Raw genomic sequence first — 15,024 nt, forward strand, 5'->3', positions numbered from 1 at the left:
CCGCGACCCAATCACCACAAAAAGGAACCGACATGAAGGAAGCATATCGCAAGCGCATTCTGGTGACGGGCGGCGCGGGCTTTCTCGGCTCGCATCTGTGCGAACGCCTGCTCGCGCAAGGGCACGACGTGCTGTGCGTCGATAACTTCTATACGGGCACGAAGGACAACATCGCGCATCTGCTCGACAGTCCCAACTTCGAACTGATGCGTCATGACGTGACATTCCCGCTGTACGTGGAAGTCGATGAAATCTATAACCTCGCGTGTCCTGCGTCGCCGGTTCATTATCAACATGATCCGGTGCAGACCACGAAAACGAGCGTGCATGGCGCGATCAACATGCTCGGGCTCGCCAAGCGCGTGAAGGCCAAGATCTTTCAGGCATCGACGAGCGAAGTGTACGGCGATGCGCGCGTTCATCCGCAACAGGAAGCGTACTGGGGCAACGTGAACCCGATCGGACCGCGCTCATGCTATGACGAAGGCAAGCGCTGCGCCGAGACGCTTTTCATGGACTATCGCCGCCAGCATGGTCTCAACATCAAGATCGCGCGGATCTTCAATACGTACGGGCCGCGCATGCATCCGAGCGATGGCCGCGTGGTGTCCAACTTCATGATGCAGGCGCTCGCCGGCGAGCCGATCACCGTCTACGGCGAAGGCACGCAGACGCGTTCCTTCTGCTATGTGGACGACATGGTGGACGCCTTCATCCGTTTGATGAACACGCCCGACGAGGTGACGGGTCCGGTCAATCTCGGCAATCCGCATGAACTGTCGATGCTGGAGATCGCGCAGCGCATCGTCGCGTTGACGGGCTCGAAGTCGGAGATCGTGTTCCGCCCGCTGCCGATGGACGATCCTTGGCATCGTCAGCCGGATATCACGCAGGCGCGCCAGCTTCTCGGCTGGGAGCCGGTGACCGTGCTCGACGAAGGCTTGCGCCGCACCGCCGCGTACTTCCGCCAGATCATCGAGGCGCAGCAGACTCGTTCGGCACTGGCTACGCTTTGACGTTGAATCCCGGCAGTCCGCGCGCTTCGTCTTCACGAGAAGCGGCGACTGCCTGCGCGAGCGCCTTCGCGAAGCCTGCAATCGACGCGAAATCGCCCTGAATGCGCTCGCGGAAATAGTCGGCCCAGGCGTACTTGGCATTGGTGTCGGGCGGGTCGGCATACACGCCCGCCATGCGCACGAAAGCCGCAAGGCTCAGATAAGGATCGTCGGGTATCGCAGCGATGGACGGCGGCAAATCCTCCACCGGATATTCACGCGCGTGCTCGTCGAAGGGATGGACCCAGCCTCGCTCACGCAGCGCGGCGATGAAACCATCGTGATCGCGGTCGCTGAAGTCGCACGCGATCACGACCGGCACGACGTCGATGCCCAGTTCGTACCAGGCGCGCGCCCAGTGATGATGATCGATCACATGCAGCGTGCCGCCGGGCCCGCGCACCACGCGCAACGCGTGTTCGCGCAGGAATGCCGCGCGTTCGTGCTCGGGCGTGCTGCTCGTCAGATGCATTTTCTCGCGCACGTGCTCCATGCCGAGCGCGCCCTGAGTCGGCTTGAGTTCAGCGATGCGCGCCGATGATTCGGTGTCCATATCGTCTCCTCATGCTTCGGTGCGCGCGGCGACCTGCCTGATCGCTGCGATCAGCCGCTCGGCGGGAACGGGCTTCGTCAAGTGCAGCTGAAAGCCCGCCATCTGCGCGCGCAGCCGGTCTTCCGTCTGCGTGTGCCCTGTCAACGCAATGGCCGGCATGCGTTCCCCGAGCGACACGCGCCGGCTGGCTTCCAGTTCGCGCACGCGGCGCAGTACCTGATAGCCGTCCTCTTCCCCGAGCACGATGTCGCACAAGAACGCATCGGGCCATTCCTGCGTGGGCGCTTGCGCGAGCCATTCGAGCGCTTCCTTGCCCGACGCCGCCAGCCTCACGCCCGCCCCCGACATTTCCAGCACCGCGCCGAGCGCGTCGCGCGCGGCTTCCTGATCGTCCAGCACCATCACGCACAGGCCCTCCAGATTGCCGGCAACGTTTGCGTTCGGCTCCGCGAGGCCCGCGAGACTGTCGGTATCGACCACGGGACGCAACGGCATCATCGCGACATAGGCGAGGTGGCCGTCGACATAGCCGACCGTGAAAGTGCCGCCCGTTTCCGCCAGCGCCTGTTCGAGCCGGCGAGCCTGCTCCTGCGAAAGCGGCGCGGGCTGCGCGCGACGGCCCAGCACGCACACGCGCACCTGATTCGCTTCGCGCTCAACGCGCAACTCGACGCGCTCACCGCGCTCCGCCGCGCGTATCTCTGTGCGGCACAAATCCGCTATCACCAACTGCAACACGCCGGGGTCGCCGGTCACGCGTAAGTCGGCATCGGGCATCATCGTGTAAAGCTGCACGCCATGTTCGACGATTTCCTCGTGCAGCCCATCGACCACGCCCGCGATCAACGCGCCGAGGCCGACCGGTTGCGCCGACACCTTGCGCTGCACTTGCGCGAGCTCGCCTTGTTGCGATTGCAGCGCCCACATACGCGCATACACGCCACCGCGCTCGATCAGTTCCGCATGCTGACCTTGCTCGACGATGCGGCCGTGCTCCATCACGAGAATCCAGTCGGCATTCACCACAGTCGAAAGCCGGTGCGCGATCACGATGGACGTGCGGCCTTGCGCGAGCCGGTCGAGCTCGCTTTGAATGGCGCGCTCGGAACGCGTATCGAGCGCCGAGGTGGCTTCATCGAAAACGATGATGCGCGGGTCCTTCAAGATGGCGCGCGCGATCGCGATGCGTTGCCGCTCGCCGCCCGAAAGCCGCACGCCGCGTTCGCCGACGCGCGTGTCGTAATGATCGGGCAATCGTTCGATGAAGCTGTCCAGTTGCGCGGCACGCGCCGCGCGCACGACATCGGCGCGCGTGGCGGATGGCCGGCCATAGGCAATGTTATAGGCGATCGTATCGTTGAAGAGGACCGTATCCTGCGGCACGATGCCGATGGCTTCGCGCAGGCTCTTTTGCGTGACCTGCCGGATGTCCTGACCGTCGATGGTAATGACACCCGCCGTCGGCGAATAAAGCCTGAAAAGCAGCTTCATGAGCGTGGACTTGCCCGAGCCGCTGCCGCCGACCACCGCGAGTTTCTTGCCGGGATGCGCGCGAAAGTCGATATCGCGCAGTATCTGTCGCGCCGGATCGTAGCCGAAGTCCACATGCTCGAACTCGATCTCGCCGGCCGTCACGACGAGCGGCTTGGCATCGGCCTCGTCCACGTCTTCACCGCGACGGCCCCGCGCAAGCAGAATCTCGAACATGCGTTCGACATTGACGATGGCATCGTTCGTCTCGCGAAATACGAAGCCGAGCGTGTTGAGCGGCGAGCACACTTGCACGATATACGCGTTCACGAGCACGAGGTCGCCCACGCTCATCGTGCCCGCTACCACGCTCTGCGCGGCGAGCAGCATCACGGCCGCGATGCCGATGGCGATGACGGTGCTTTGCCCCACGTGCAGGATCGTCAATGCGCGCTGGTTCGCGGTGCGCGCGTCGACCCACTTGTCGAGCACGCTGGAAAGACGCTGACGTTCGACGTCTTCGCTCGCGAAGAGCTTGACCGTCTCGTAGTTGAGCAGGCTATCGACGAGGCGGCTGTCCGATTGCGCTTCGAGCCGGTTCACCGCGCGTTGAAAGCGCATGCGGTAGCGCGTGAAGATCAGCGTATAGATCGCGTAGCAGACGAACGTCGCGCCGATGGCGACCATGAACGTCTTCGCATACTGGCTCACCATGATGGCGACGACCGTGCCGATTTCGATCAACGTCGGCACGATGGTGAAAATGGCGACGCCGAGCAAAAAGCCGATACCGTCCGCGCCTTTTTGCACGTCGCGCACCACGCCGCCCGTTTCGCGCTGTGCATGGAAACGCGCGCCCATGTTGTGCAAATGAGAGAACGTGCGCGCTGAAAACGATGCGACCGTGCGTTGCGTGACGACGCTGAACAGCACGTCGCGCGCTTCGTTGAGCACGTCGCCGAGATAGCGCATCAGCACGTACGTGAGGATCACGAAGACCGGGAATACGGCGTTCGCGGTGGGCTTGCTGAACTCGTCGATGACGTGTTTCAGCATAAGGGGAACGGATACCACCGCAAGGCGCGACGCAATCATCAACGCGACGGCACCGAGCGTCTGCAAGCGAAACGTCCAGATCGCCTGCCAAAGGTCCTTCACGATGCGGTTACGAACTTGCGAGCGGCTGATTTCCGTGGACGCAGTCATCATGTGCATGCTTCCATTGTCGTTGTCGATGCAAGCAACGCGTAAAGCGGCAGCAAGTGCCGCGCCCGCGCACGCCCGTTCGTGTCCGAGTGCCTAGAAAAGCGCTTGCTGTCCCGACATCAGCGTGGCGAAGTCGTTGCGCAAGAACGGCAGGATGCCGTCGGCCACGGGCTGTAGCTGCTTGCTCACGTAATGCTCGTAGTCGATGGGCGCATGTCGCGCTTCCACCGGTTCGGGGCCGCCGACCGTCATCACGTAGCTGATCCATCCACCGTTCTGATATTGCAGCGGACGTCCCTGCTGCGCGTTGAACTCGTCGGCGCTGCGCGCGGCGCGTACATGCGGCGGCACGTTGCGTTCATAGTCGTCGAGGCTGCGGCGCAGGCGCTTTCGATAGATCAACAAGTCATCCAGCTCGCCGCGCCGAGTGCGTTCGACGTAATCGCGCACGTAGTCTTCATAAGGCTCGTCCTTGAAGATGCGCATATAAAGCTCTTGCTGAAAACGCTGTGCGAGCGGCGTCCAGTCCGTGCGCACCGTCTCTAGCCCTTTATAGATGATTTCTTCGCTGCCGTCCGCGCGTTGCGTGAGTCCCGCATAGCGTTTCTTGCTGCCTTCGTCGGTGCCGCGAACCGTCGGCATCAGGAACCGCTTGAAGTGCGTTTCGAATTGCAGTTCCAGTGCGCTATCGAGGCCGAATGTTTCGCGCAGATGCTCGCGCCAGTAATCGTTGACATGATCGACGAGCGCGCGGCCGATACGCGCGGCGTCGTCCTCGCTGCGGGCGCGGCGCAGCCAGACGAAGGTGGAATCCGTATCGCCGTAAATGACGCTGTAGCCGCGCGCTTCGATGAGTTCGCGCGTGCGATGCATGATTTCATGGCCGCGCATGGTGATGGACGAGGCGAGCCGCGGATCGAAGAAACGGCAGCCGCTGGAACCCAGCACGCCATAGAACGAGTTCATGATGATCTTGAGTGCTTGCGAAAGCGGCTTGTTGCGCTGACGCTTCGCGGCCTCGCGCCCTTCCCATACTTGTTCGACGATGGCGGGCAGACAATGCTTGTCGCGCGAAAAGCGCGCGCCGCGAAAACCGGGTACGGTGCGCGTCTGTTCTTGCGCTTCGCTCATGCCTTGCGCAAGACCGACGGGATCGATCAGGAAGGTCCGAATGATCGACGGGTACAGGCTCTTATAGTCGAGCACGAGCACGGAGTCATAGAGTCCGGGCCGCGAATCCATCACGAAACCGCCGGGACTCGCTTCGTCTGGTACGTCGCCGAGATTGGGCGCAACGTACCCTAAGCGATGCATGCGCGGCATGTACAAATGCGTGAACGCCGCGACCGATCCGCCGCTGCGGTCGGCGGCGAGTCCCGTCACCGTCGCGCGTTCGAGCAGGAACGGCAGAAGCTCGGTCTTCTCGAAGATCTTCGTGACGAGCTCGCAGTCGGTCAGGTTGTAGCGTGCGAGCGCAGGCCTGTCTTCGCGAAAGCGCCGCTCGATCTCGTCCATGCGCGCGTACGGACTGTCGATCGCCTTGCCTTCGCCCAGCAGCGATTGCGCGACGTATTCGAGGCTGAACGAAGGAAAGTTCCACGTTGCCGAGCGCAACGCCTCGATGCCGTCCACCACGAGCCGTCCCGCGACGGATGCAAAGAAGTGATTGCGCTTCATGCCGTGCTCGCGCCATTCGATCACGCTGCCATCGCGGCCAATGGCCAGCGGCACGTCATAAGCGTCGGCATGCTTTTGCAGCACGCGCAAATCGAACTGCACGACGTTCCAGCCGATGATCGCATCGGGATCGTGCTCCGCGATCCATGCGTTGAAACGCTGAAGCATCTCCGCGCGGCTCGCGCAATACTCGAGGTCGAAGTCGAGCGGCGGATGCACGTCGTCCGTGGGTGGCCCGAGCATATAGACCTGCCGCGCACCGCACCCTTCGAGCGCGATTGAGTAAAGCTCGGCCGTGGCGCTCGTTTCGATATCGAGCGAGACGAGCTTGAGCGTCGGACGATACGCCGGCGCAGGCTTCAGCTCACTGTGAACCACGCCGCCGCGCGCTTCGCCTTCGAAGGAAACGGGCGCGGTGATGAACCGCTCCATCAGATAGCGCTCGGTCGGACGGATATCCGCTTCGTAGACGGTCACGCCCGCATTCTTCAGGGTCTTTTCGAGCGCAAGCAACTGACGATACTGCGCGCAATAGAGCCCCAGCACCGGCTTCTGTCGAAAGTCCGTGAGCGGCAGTTCGCGCAATTGCGCATCGCGCACGGTCCGCACGAGCGGCTCGGCCTTGTCGCGATCTTCCGCGCGGATGAAGGCAACCGGTGTTTGCGGCGCGATGCGGACCTTGCGCGGACCGTCGTCGGTGGCGAGCCAGAACTCGACCTCGGTGCCCGCGGCCGTATCGCGCCAATGCCGCGTCAGCAAAAAGCCCTGCTGGGAGTGGTTCGGTGCCTGAGCCAAGGCGTGTCCTTCGAAAGCGCGTGCCATCGAAGCATTTTACTTGGGGGCGGGAAATGCAGCGGCGCGCATGAAAAGCGCGCCGGCGTGAACGAAGCTAAAGAAGCTGAAGCAGAAAGTAAAACGCGGTAGCGGCCTGCCGGTCATCCACCATCCAGAACATCCACGCTGGATGGTCCTCGAAGGATGCGCCGACGCCGCTACCGCCTAAGCAGCCTGTGCGACCAGGCTTGCGCGCGGCGGCTGCAAGGCCGCCACGTTTTCGAGTGCGACATGCGCCGGAAACTCCGGTGCTGGCGGCACTTCGCTCTTGCTAGACACAACCTCCAGAGCGGCTTCTTGAACGGCCTGTCGAGCGGCCGCCGCTTTCTTGGTCTTCCCCGCGCGTGACGGCGGCTGGCAGGCCCCGCACACCACGTTGTTCTGCAAATCATGTTTGTGTGCGACAAACTTCCCGGTGCAGCGGCAGCACGCCGTCATCTGCAGCATGCCCGCGTCGAAGAAGCGCACAAGAGTCCAGGCCCGCGTAAGGTCGAGTACCGCCTCGGCGCCGCTATGATTGCAGTGCTCGAGATACAGCCGATACCCCTTGGTCAACGCATCGAGATGCGAACAACCGGCTTCGTTCTTGAGGAACGTGTAGGTGTTGTAGAAAAGCGATGCGTGGATATTCGCGAGCCACGTCATATACCAGTCCGCCGAAAACGGCAGCATGCCTTTGGGCGGCGACACGCCCTTCACTTCGCGATAGAGACGAATCATGCGATCCCGCGAAAGCGTGAGTTCGCTCTCCAGCACTTGCATGCGCGCGCCGAGTTCGATCAGCGCGATGGCGCGGAACACTTCCTGGGCGTCTTCGGTGAGGCTCTTCTTCAGCATGGCTCGCTCCGTCTCTCTTAAGCGAACTGTTCGGCCGGCTGGCCAGCCAGCAGGATGGCTGCGTGCGTCGGCGCGATGTCCGCGTTCTTCGCGGGCTGCGTCAATGCGGACAGCATCGAGTGATCGTTGAAGCGGAAAGCGCACAGCAAGTTGTCGGATTGCGCGAGCTTGACGACCTGCGCAAGCGTGAGCCCAGACAGGAGGTCAGCCAGTTCGGCCGACAGCCCGAGCCGGAACATGCCGATGGCCCGGTCCTCGCGCAGCAGACGCTGTGCGAGCATGATGTAAGACAAGTTGATTTCCCGGATCGATTCCAGCGTCTCGCGACCGTTCATGGTTGCTGCTTCCAGTAAATCCCCGATTTTCTCGCCGGCTTTTGCCGATATCTTTTTTGTGCCTCACCAGGCTCTCTTCGCCCGGCTACGTACTTTGATACAGGCCGTTACAACTTGTAACAACACTGTGAAACGGATTCTAAGGACGGCCTTTATCGAGCGCAAGACCATCTCAATAATATTTTGTTGCAAACAACACTTTCGATCGGTAACGTTTGCTTCGTCGAGAAACCGGCAAATTTGACAGCGTTTCGACGTGAGTTTTTCGTCTGCTCGTTCGTAATTTGCGAGGCTGGTTTTTTATATGAGTAATTGCCTGACGCCCGGAACAACGGGGGGTTCGGGCATTCGGTTGACAGCTTGAAGGGATATTTTTGACACGCGCTTTTGGGCCAAAAAGCGGTAAAAAAGCCGCGATACCGGAAATTACCGATTCGCGGCTGAAGATGTAATAGCTTCCGATGTCTTGTTACTACGCGGTGAAATCGGACAAAACGGGGGTTTCCCCGATTCATACGCCGCGTCTGCGAGCGACGCGTTCAGCGCGAATACTTCCGTGCGATAGTCGAGCGGCGGTTTGTCGTGCGGGCTCTTCGTGTTGATGCCGAGGAAGCCGGTCGGCCAGTCCGCCGGCTTCTCGCGTGCGTCGATTTCCCACTGGATGCCGAAATCGACCAGATATTTCGCCCACGCCGCCGAGCCGAGCGTGCCCCGCGCCGGATCGATGCCGGCGATCCCCGCGATCAGAAAGTACGTGTGCCGCAGGTCGAAGCGGTCGGAGAACGTCAACGCCATGATCGACGCCGTGGCGTTCGCGTGGCCCATGCCGGTGGTGATGACGCACACGTCGTCGCGGTTGCAGTGCACGTCCGGATAGTCCGGCGAAAGTCCCGGCACATGCACCGCCTCCCACGGGCCGAGGTTGTCGAGCCAGACCTGGCCTTCCGGCCCGAACATGGTGACGATCATCACCTTGACGTGCCGGCCGCCGTCTCCGTGGCGTTCGCCGTCTCCGTGGCGGTCGCCGCTCATGTCGTCGGGTTGTTGCGCGAAGGCGCAACCGGTGAAAGCGCACAGCGTCGCGAGGCCGGCGGCGGCGAGCGCCGCGCCCATCTTCGCGGGCGCGCGCTTGAAACGAGTCGATTGAAACCGTGCGGCGATTTTCATGGGGGCATCGTCCTCTTGAAGGTTCGAACTTCGAAGGAAAGCCGCCGCGCCGTGGCAATCATGTGGCGGCGCGGGCGGCCCGGACGATTATAGGAGAGCCAATAAGCTATTCGACGGCCTTGGCTCCCATGCTCATGTGCCGCTCATGTGCCGCTCTGCGCGCCGCGCGGCGGCGGCGCGTTCGCGGCGACATTGCTGCCGGCGGCCGCTTCGCTCGTCGGATGCTGCGACGCCTTCGACGGCTCCGCGCGCTGTTCGGCGCCCGCCCGCTCGCTGTCCTGCTGAAGCTCCTGCGCCGCCTCGCGCCCGTTGCCGCCGACGATCACGAAGTTGCGCTGCGGATTCGCGATTTCGATGCCGCGCGCCGTGAATTCGTTGAGAATGCGCCGGTTGAACTCGCGCTGCACCGGCCAGCGCGCGCTGTCGCGACACTGAATCTGGCCGGCGAGCGTGACCGTTGAGCCATCGACCGCATCCACGCCCCAGAAGCTGAAGTCGGAGAGAATGCCGTCGCTAAACGCCTCGTCATGGCGCAGGGCGTCGCCGATCTCCTTCAGCGTCGCGATGGCGAGATCGACGTCCTGGCCGAGCGCAATCGACACGCGCACCGCCGCGTTGCCGATGCCCCGGTTCGTGTTGTTCACCGTCGTCACGGAACTGAACGGCACGGTGTACAGCGAACCGTCGCCGCCGCGCAGCCGCACCGTGCGGATCGACAGATACTCCACCGTGCCCGACACGCCCGCGACCGTCACCCAGTCGCCGACCTGCATCGCGTTTTCCATCAACAGGAAGATGCCGGTGATGAAGTCCTGCACGAGCTTCTGCGAGCCGAAACCGAGCGCCACGCCGAAAATACTGGCGCTCGCGAGCAGCGGCGCGGTGTTCACGCCGATCTCCGAGAGCCCGGTCAGCACGACTACCATGCCGATGACGACGAGAAGCGCCGTGCGCATCATCGGCAAGAGCGTGCGCAGGCGCGCGGCGCGCACGCGGTCGCCCGTGGCGTTCCACTGTTCGAGACGACGCTCGACCAGCACATTGGCCGTCTCCCAGACGAGCACCGCGAAGACGGCGGCCACCGCGATGGTCAGAATCGCCGACGCCAGCCGGTTGCCCACGCCGCCCGAGGTGAAGAAGCGCACCACAGGCACGCCCCACACTTCGAGCAGCGCAATGACGGTCGCCACGCCGATCACCGTCTGCACGATCCGGCGCAGCACCGGGTAATAGCGGTAGGCATGGCGATGCGCGATGGACTTGCTCGCGAAGTCTTCGTCTTCGTTGTCCCGGAAGATGCGCCCGAGCGCGCCGAACGCGACGATCGCGGCCACGCGCGCGCCGACCAGCACGAGCAGCGACACGCCGCCGAGGTGGAACAGCGTGCTGTAGCCGTTCTGCACGTCGAGCGCCCACACGAACCACAGCGCGATCACGAAGAAGATCGCGACGCCCGCCCAGACATCGGCGACCCAGCTGCCGACGAGCGCGACTGACCGGTACGCCGTCATGCGCTGTCGAATGCTCTCGCCGACGAGCCTGCGCGATTCGAAGATCACCCACGCGACCATCAGATGCACGACGAGCGTGACCACCTTGAGAACCGCGATATGCGCGGCATCGGTCAGGCCGAGCGGCTCGCAGCCGTTCGCGAGCGCGATGCCCGCGCCCGCCACGATCACGATGCGCAAGAGCCAGCGATACATGTACATCGCGTACTGGTCGCGCATTTGCAGGAGCCGCAAGCCGCGCGCACGCGGCGCGACGAAGAAGCCGAACACGATCATCACGAGGCGGCAGACCAGATACACGTCGATCAACGCGCCCGCGACGCGCGCCTCGGTCGTGTTGTCGTCGATGAAAACCGACATCAGCACGGTCGCCGCGCCCATGAACACGCCGAGCGGAATCAGCCTCAACACGAGATACAGCAGCGCGCTCGGCAGCCGCCGCAGCAAGGTCCAGTGACGCGCCGCGTGGCGCTTGCCGCGCGCCGCGTCGGCCTTGCGCTCCGCGACATGCTGCTGCACTTCGTCGCCGGAGCGGTGCGCCGCATCCTCGGCATGTTCGGCGGCGCGCTGCTCCTGCACCAACTCCGGCTCGGTGACTTCGGCATCCGCTATTCCGCGCGCGGCCACTTTCTCGCGGGACTTTCTCAGAAGACGCCCCGCCAGATATTCGATCACGAGCGCGGGCAACAGCGAGAGCAGCACCGACCATGCGACGTGGGCCATCAGATCTCGCGCCTGCTCGCTCGCGAGCCGGTCGTGCCACCAGCGCGCGACCGAGCGAACATTGAGCAGCGCCGCCACGGAGTGCCGCAGCCCGGTGCCGAAATGCACGAGCCAGTTGCCCGCCTGACGCGAAATCTGCGATGCGAGGCCGTTGGCCTTCAGCGAATTCGCCAGCACGCCCGACGCCCCGGATGCCGGCTCGGCGCCCGCAGCCGAAGCGGGCTGCGCCGCGCTCGCGGGCGCAGCGAGCGTGCCGGCTGCGGCCACTGCGCGCAGCGTGTCGGCCACCTGCGCGCGTCGCTGCGGATCGTCGAGAACGGAGAGCGCATCGCGCGCCTGTTGCGGCGTCAGCGCGACCGCGGGCTGCGAACCGTGCTGCGCGGGCGCGGCCGCGAGGGCAGTGGGCGAGAGCATCGAGACGAGGCCCGACACGACGATGAAATAGACGGCAAGTAGATAGTTGCGCATGGGTCGGATGAAGATCACGAAATTTCGGGGACTCGATGCGGACGACGCGCACGGCACGGAATCACGCGATGGCTCGACAGGCGGCGCGCCGCAAGCGTGGCACGCTGCGGACCGAAGCGTGCTATCGCGTTGATGTTGAAACCACAATGACAAGGACAATGCTCAAACGTTCGCAATACCGGTGTCGATTCTGCTGGTTGAAAGACGGAGCGCGCAGGGCGAAAGTCACGCTCGCCGGGGCTTCGTTGGTCGTAGCACTTGGCGCACCCGCTCCGCTTTTGGCATCGACGAGCGGCATGCCGGACACGCCGCGCGCCGCGTCGGGCGCGCACGCGGCGGACGGCCGAGACGCCGCGCCTTTGCCCGCGATGGGCGTCACGCAGGTTCGGGACCACGGCCGTACGCAAGTGCCCGCGACGCCTGTCACGCCGCGCCCGCACTATGCGCGGCCGCCCGCGCATTTGCCATGAAATTGCCTTCAAAGGCGGCGCAGGCGCTCAGGCAGCGGCGGCAGACTTGCGCACTTCGCGCGGCACGTCCGGCTCGAAGAACACCCAGCGCACTTGCGGGAACGCACGCTGGAGGTCTTCTTCGATGACGTTGATCGCGTCGATCATCGCGCGGCCGCTCGGGTAGTCGATCATCTCGGCCTGCACCGCGACGACGAGATGCTTGCCCCACTGCAACGTGATGAGGCTGATGATATGCGTGACTTCCGGACGAGCGCGCAAATGGGCGTCGATGGCCTTGCGCACTTCAGGGCTCGCGGACTCGCCGACGATCATCGACTTCACCTCGCGGGCGACGAGAAACGCGATGACCATGAGCAGCAGGCCGACGCCGATGGAGCCAGCGGCATCATAGGCGGGATTGCCGGTGATCATCGTGAGCAGCACAGCGGTGAATGCAATGGCGAGACCCGCGAGCGCGGCCACGTCTTCGCCCGCCACGACGAGCAGTTCCGATTCGCGCGTCTCGCGGAACCATCGCCATAGCGTCTTGTTCGGCGTCGTCTTGCGGATCTCGCGCATGGCGCCGGCAAGCGAAAACGCCTCCAGCGCGACGGACACGCCGAGAATCACGAGCGCGACGATGGGATTCGACAAAGGCTCATGGTGCAGCAGCCGATGCGCGCCCTCGTACACCGAAAACGCCCCGCCCACGAAGAACAGCAACAGCGCCACGAGAAGCGCGTAGAAGTAGATCTCGCGTCCCGAGCCGAGCGGATGCAGCGCGTTCGCCGGAGCCCGCGCGCGCTTGAGCCCGAAGAGCAGCAGCAGTTGATTGCCGCAGTCGGCGGTGGAATGAATGGCTTCCGCGAACATCGAGCCGGAACCCGTGAACGCGGCTGCCGCGAACTTGCAAACCGCAATGCCGAAATTCGCGGCGAGCGCGTAGAAGATGGCTTTCGGCGATTCTTCCTTCATGTCCACCCGCTGATGATTGTCCAGGAGAGTTGTTTAGCGCACCTCGACGCGGCCCGCGCCGTCCGTCATTTCGCCGATGACCGCGGCCTCGGCGAAGCCATCGGCCCGGAAAATCGCCAGCACGTCGTCGACGGCTTCGGGCGCGCACGACACCAGCAGCCCGCCCGATGTCTGCGGATCGGTCAGCAAGGTTCGGGCCGCTTCCATCGACGTGCCGCTCAGTTCGCCCAGCGTGACGTCCGCGCCATACGCGGCCCAGTTGCGGCCCGACGCGCCCGTGAAAATGCCGGCCTGCACGAATTGCTCGACCTGCGGCAGCCACGGCAGCGCGGCATAACGGATGCGCGCCGTCAGCCCCGCGCCGCGCGCGAGTTCCAGCGTGTGCCCGAGCAGGCCGAAGCCCGTAACATCGGTGAGCGCGTGAACGCCGTCGAGCTGCGCGAGTTCCGCGCCGGGGCGATTGAGCTTCGTGGTCGCGGCGATCATCGCGGCATAGCCGGACGCATCGAGCTGATTCTTCTTGAGCGCCGCCGAGAGCACGCCCACGCCGAGCGGCTTGCCGAGAATCAGCACGTCGCCCGCGCGGGCCGCCGCGTTGCGCTTCACGCGCGACGGATGCACGATGCCGAGCGCCGCGAGCCCATAAATCGGCTCGACCGAGTCGATCGAGTGACCGCCCGCGACAGGAATGCCCGCGTCCGCGCACACCGCTTCGCCGCCCTTCAGGACTTGCGCGATGACTTCGTGCGGCAGCACGTTGATCGGCATGCCGACGAGCGCGAGCGCGAGGATCGGCTTGCCGCCCATCGCGTAGACGTCGGACAGCGCGTTGGTCGCGGCGATGCGGCCGAAGTCGAACGGGTCGTCGACGATCGGCACGAAGAAGTCCGTCGTCGCGACAATGGCTTGTTCATCGTTGAGCCGGTACACGGCGGCGTCGTCGGCGGTGTCGTTACCGACGAGCAGATTCGGAAACGCGGGCATCGGCGCGCTGCGCTTGAGCAGATCGGCGAGGAGGCCCGGCGCGATCTTGCAGCCGCACCCGCCGCCATGCGAGAGGCTCGTGAGCCGCGGGCCGTTTGTCGATTCAGGAGTAAGTGCGGTATCGGTCATCGTTTGAGTCATGCCAGAAAGTCTTCGATGACCTGCATTATCGCCGCTTGCGGCCCGGCGCGTCTTTACGCGATTCGTTCGAAGAGCCCGGGGTAGTCGGTCACGAGGCCGTCTTCATCGACCGCGATCTCGGCGGTGAACCCCGTGTCGAGTCCTTCGAAGCGGTAACGCCTGTTCGGCTCGATACATGTATAGGCCTGCGCGACGGCGCTCACGGTCATCTCCGGCACACGCACGTACGCGACGCGAATCTCGCGCCGCTCGCCCGGCTGCAAGCGGAGGCGGCGGATGGGCAACGTGTTGGTGAACGGCGTCGCGATGATGTCCACGTCGGTGCAGCCGTCGAGCGCCTCTTGCGGCGCGCCGTGCTCGTCGGTCCACGCCTGCGCGCGATGCAGATCGATAGACCCGCCGCCTGCGAGCTTCACGGCGAGCCGCGTGACCTGCCAGCGCACATCGCACTCGATGCGGTATGTGATGCCGAACGCCCCGGCCTCGCCTTCGCCCGCGACGACGCTTTCGATGACGACGCCATCGGACCTCTCGTCGAGCATGAGGTGCTCGAGCCCTCTGCCGTCCCGCTGCGCCCATCGCGCTTCTTTCATGATGTGCCTCGATTCATAAGCCGGCTCACGACAAGCATACAAC

Annotated in this window: 11 protein-coding genes and 1 pseudogene; 2 read left to right on the forward strand and 10 right to left on the reverse strand. The window is 64.1% G+C overall.

The window, feature by feature from the left end; translation table 11 throughout:
• The first annotated feature begins 32 nt into the window (after nt 1-32).
• A complete protein-coding gene (locus tag LDZ26_RS16620; protein ID WP_244849271.1) occupies nt 33-1,016 on the forward strand; it encodes a UDP-glucuronic acid decarboxylase family protein in 984 nt (327 codons plus the stop codon).
• Here LDZ26_RS16620 and LDZ26_RS16625 read toward each other — a convergent pair.
• The 7 genes and pseudogenes from LDZ26_RS16625 to LDZ26_RS16655 form a co-directional block, all read right to left on the reverse strand.
• Nucleotides 1,006-1,608, reverse strand: coding sequence for a ParB/Srx family N-terminal domain-containing protein (locus LDZ26_RS16625; RefSeq protein WP_244849272.1), 603 nt, complete (start codon nt 1,606-1,608; stop codon nt 1,006-1,008). The two genes, LDZ26_RS16620 and LDZ26_RS16625, sit on opposite strands and share 11 nt — an antisense overlap.
• A 9-nt stretch (nt 1,609-1,617) precedes the next feature.
• Nucleotides 1,618-4,284: an ATP-binding cassette domain-containing protein gene (locus tag LDZ26_RS16630; RefSeq protein ID WP_244850262.1), complete on the reverse strand. Its 2,667-nt coding sequence runs from the start codon at nt 4,282-4,284 to the stop codon at nt 1,618-1,620.
• A 93-nt stretch (nt 4,285-4,377) separates the two neighbouring features.
• Nucleotides 4,378-6,783, reverse strand: a complete 2,406-nt coding sequence (locus LDZ26_RS16635; RefSeq protein WP_370650688.1) for a DNA polymerase II — start codon at nt 6,781-6,783, stop codon at nt 4,378-4,380.
• Between the two features lie 177 nt (nt 6,784-6,960).
• Nucleotides 6,961-7,632: a flagellar transcriptional regulator FlhC gene (gene flhC / locus LDZ26_RS16640; protein ID WP_175941722.1), complete on the reverse strand. Its 672-nt coding sequence runs from the start codon at nt 7,630-7,632 to the stop codon at nt 6,961-6,963.
• A gap of 17 nt (nt 7,633-7,649) precedes the next feature.
• Nucleotides 7,650-7,967: a flagellar transcriptional regulator FlhD gene (flhD, locus tag LDZ26_RS16645; RefSeq protein WP_175941724.1), complete on the reverse strand. Its 318-nt coding sequence runs from the start codon at nt 7,965-7,967 to the stop codon at nt 7,650-7,652.
• Nucleotides 7,968-8,476: 509 nt separating this feature from the next.
• A pseudogene (locus LDZ26_RS16650) lies at nt 8,477-8,999 on the reverse strand (purine nucleoside permease); the annotation flags it as partial.
• Between the two features lie 278 nt (nt 9,000-9,277).
• Nucleotides 9,278-11,836: a mechanosensitive ion channel domain-containing protein gene (locus LDZ26_RS16655; protein ID WP_244850264.1), complete on the reverse strand. Its 2,559-nt coding sequence runs from the start codon at nt 11,834-11,836 to the stop codon at nt 9,278-9,280.
• Nucleotides 11,837-12,132: 296 nt separating this feature from the next.
• Here LDZ26_RS16655 and LDZ26_RS16660 point away from each other — a divergent pair, with 296 nt between their 5' ends.
• Complete coding sequence (locus tag LDZ26_RS16660; RefSeq protein ID WP_244849274.1) at nt 12,133-12,306, forward strand: hypothetical protein; 174 nt, start codon at nt 12,133-12,135, stop codon at nt 12,304-12,306.
• 27 nt (nt 12,307-12,333) lie between these two features.
• On the opposite strand, the gene LDZ26_RS16665 is transcribed toward LDZ26_RS16660, so the two are convergent.
• From LDZ26_RS16665 to LDZ26_RS16675, 3 genes are all read right to left on the reverse strand, one after another.
• The gene (locus LDZ26_RS16665; RefSeq protein ID WP_244849275.1) at nt 12,334-13,263 is read right to left on the reverse strand and encodes a cation diffusion facilitator family transporter; all 930 of its coding nucleotides are present in this window, start codon (nt 13,261-13,263) and stop codon (nt 12,334-12,336) included.
• Between the two features lie 33 nt (nt 13,264-13,296).
• Nucleotides 13,297-14,376 (reverse strand): selenide, water dikinase SelD, encoded by a 1,080-nt coding sequence (gene selD / locus LDZ26_RS16670; protein WP_244849276.1) that lies wholly within the window; start codon nt 14,374-14,376, stop codon nt 13,297-13,299.
• Between the two features lie 65 nt (nt 14,377-14,441).
• Nucleotides 14,442-14,981, reverse strand: coding sequence for a putative glycolipid-binding domain-containing protein (locus tag LDZ26_RS16675; protein WP_244849277.1), 540 nt, complete (start codon nt 14,979-14,981; stop codon nt 14,442-14,444).
• Nucleotides 14,982-15,024: the final 43 nt, after the last annotated feature.

The sequence above is a fragment of the Caballeronia sp. SL2Y3 genome, assembly GCF_022879575.1.
Taxonomy (GTDB): Bacteria; Pseudomonadota; Gammaproteobacteria; order Burkholderiales; family Burkholderiaceae; genus Caballeronia.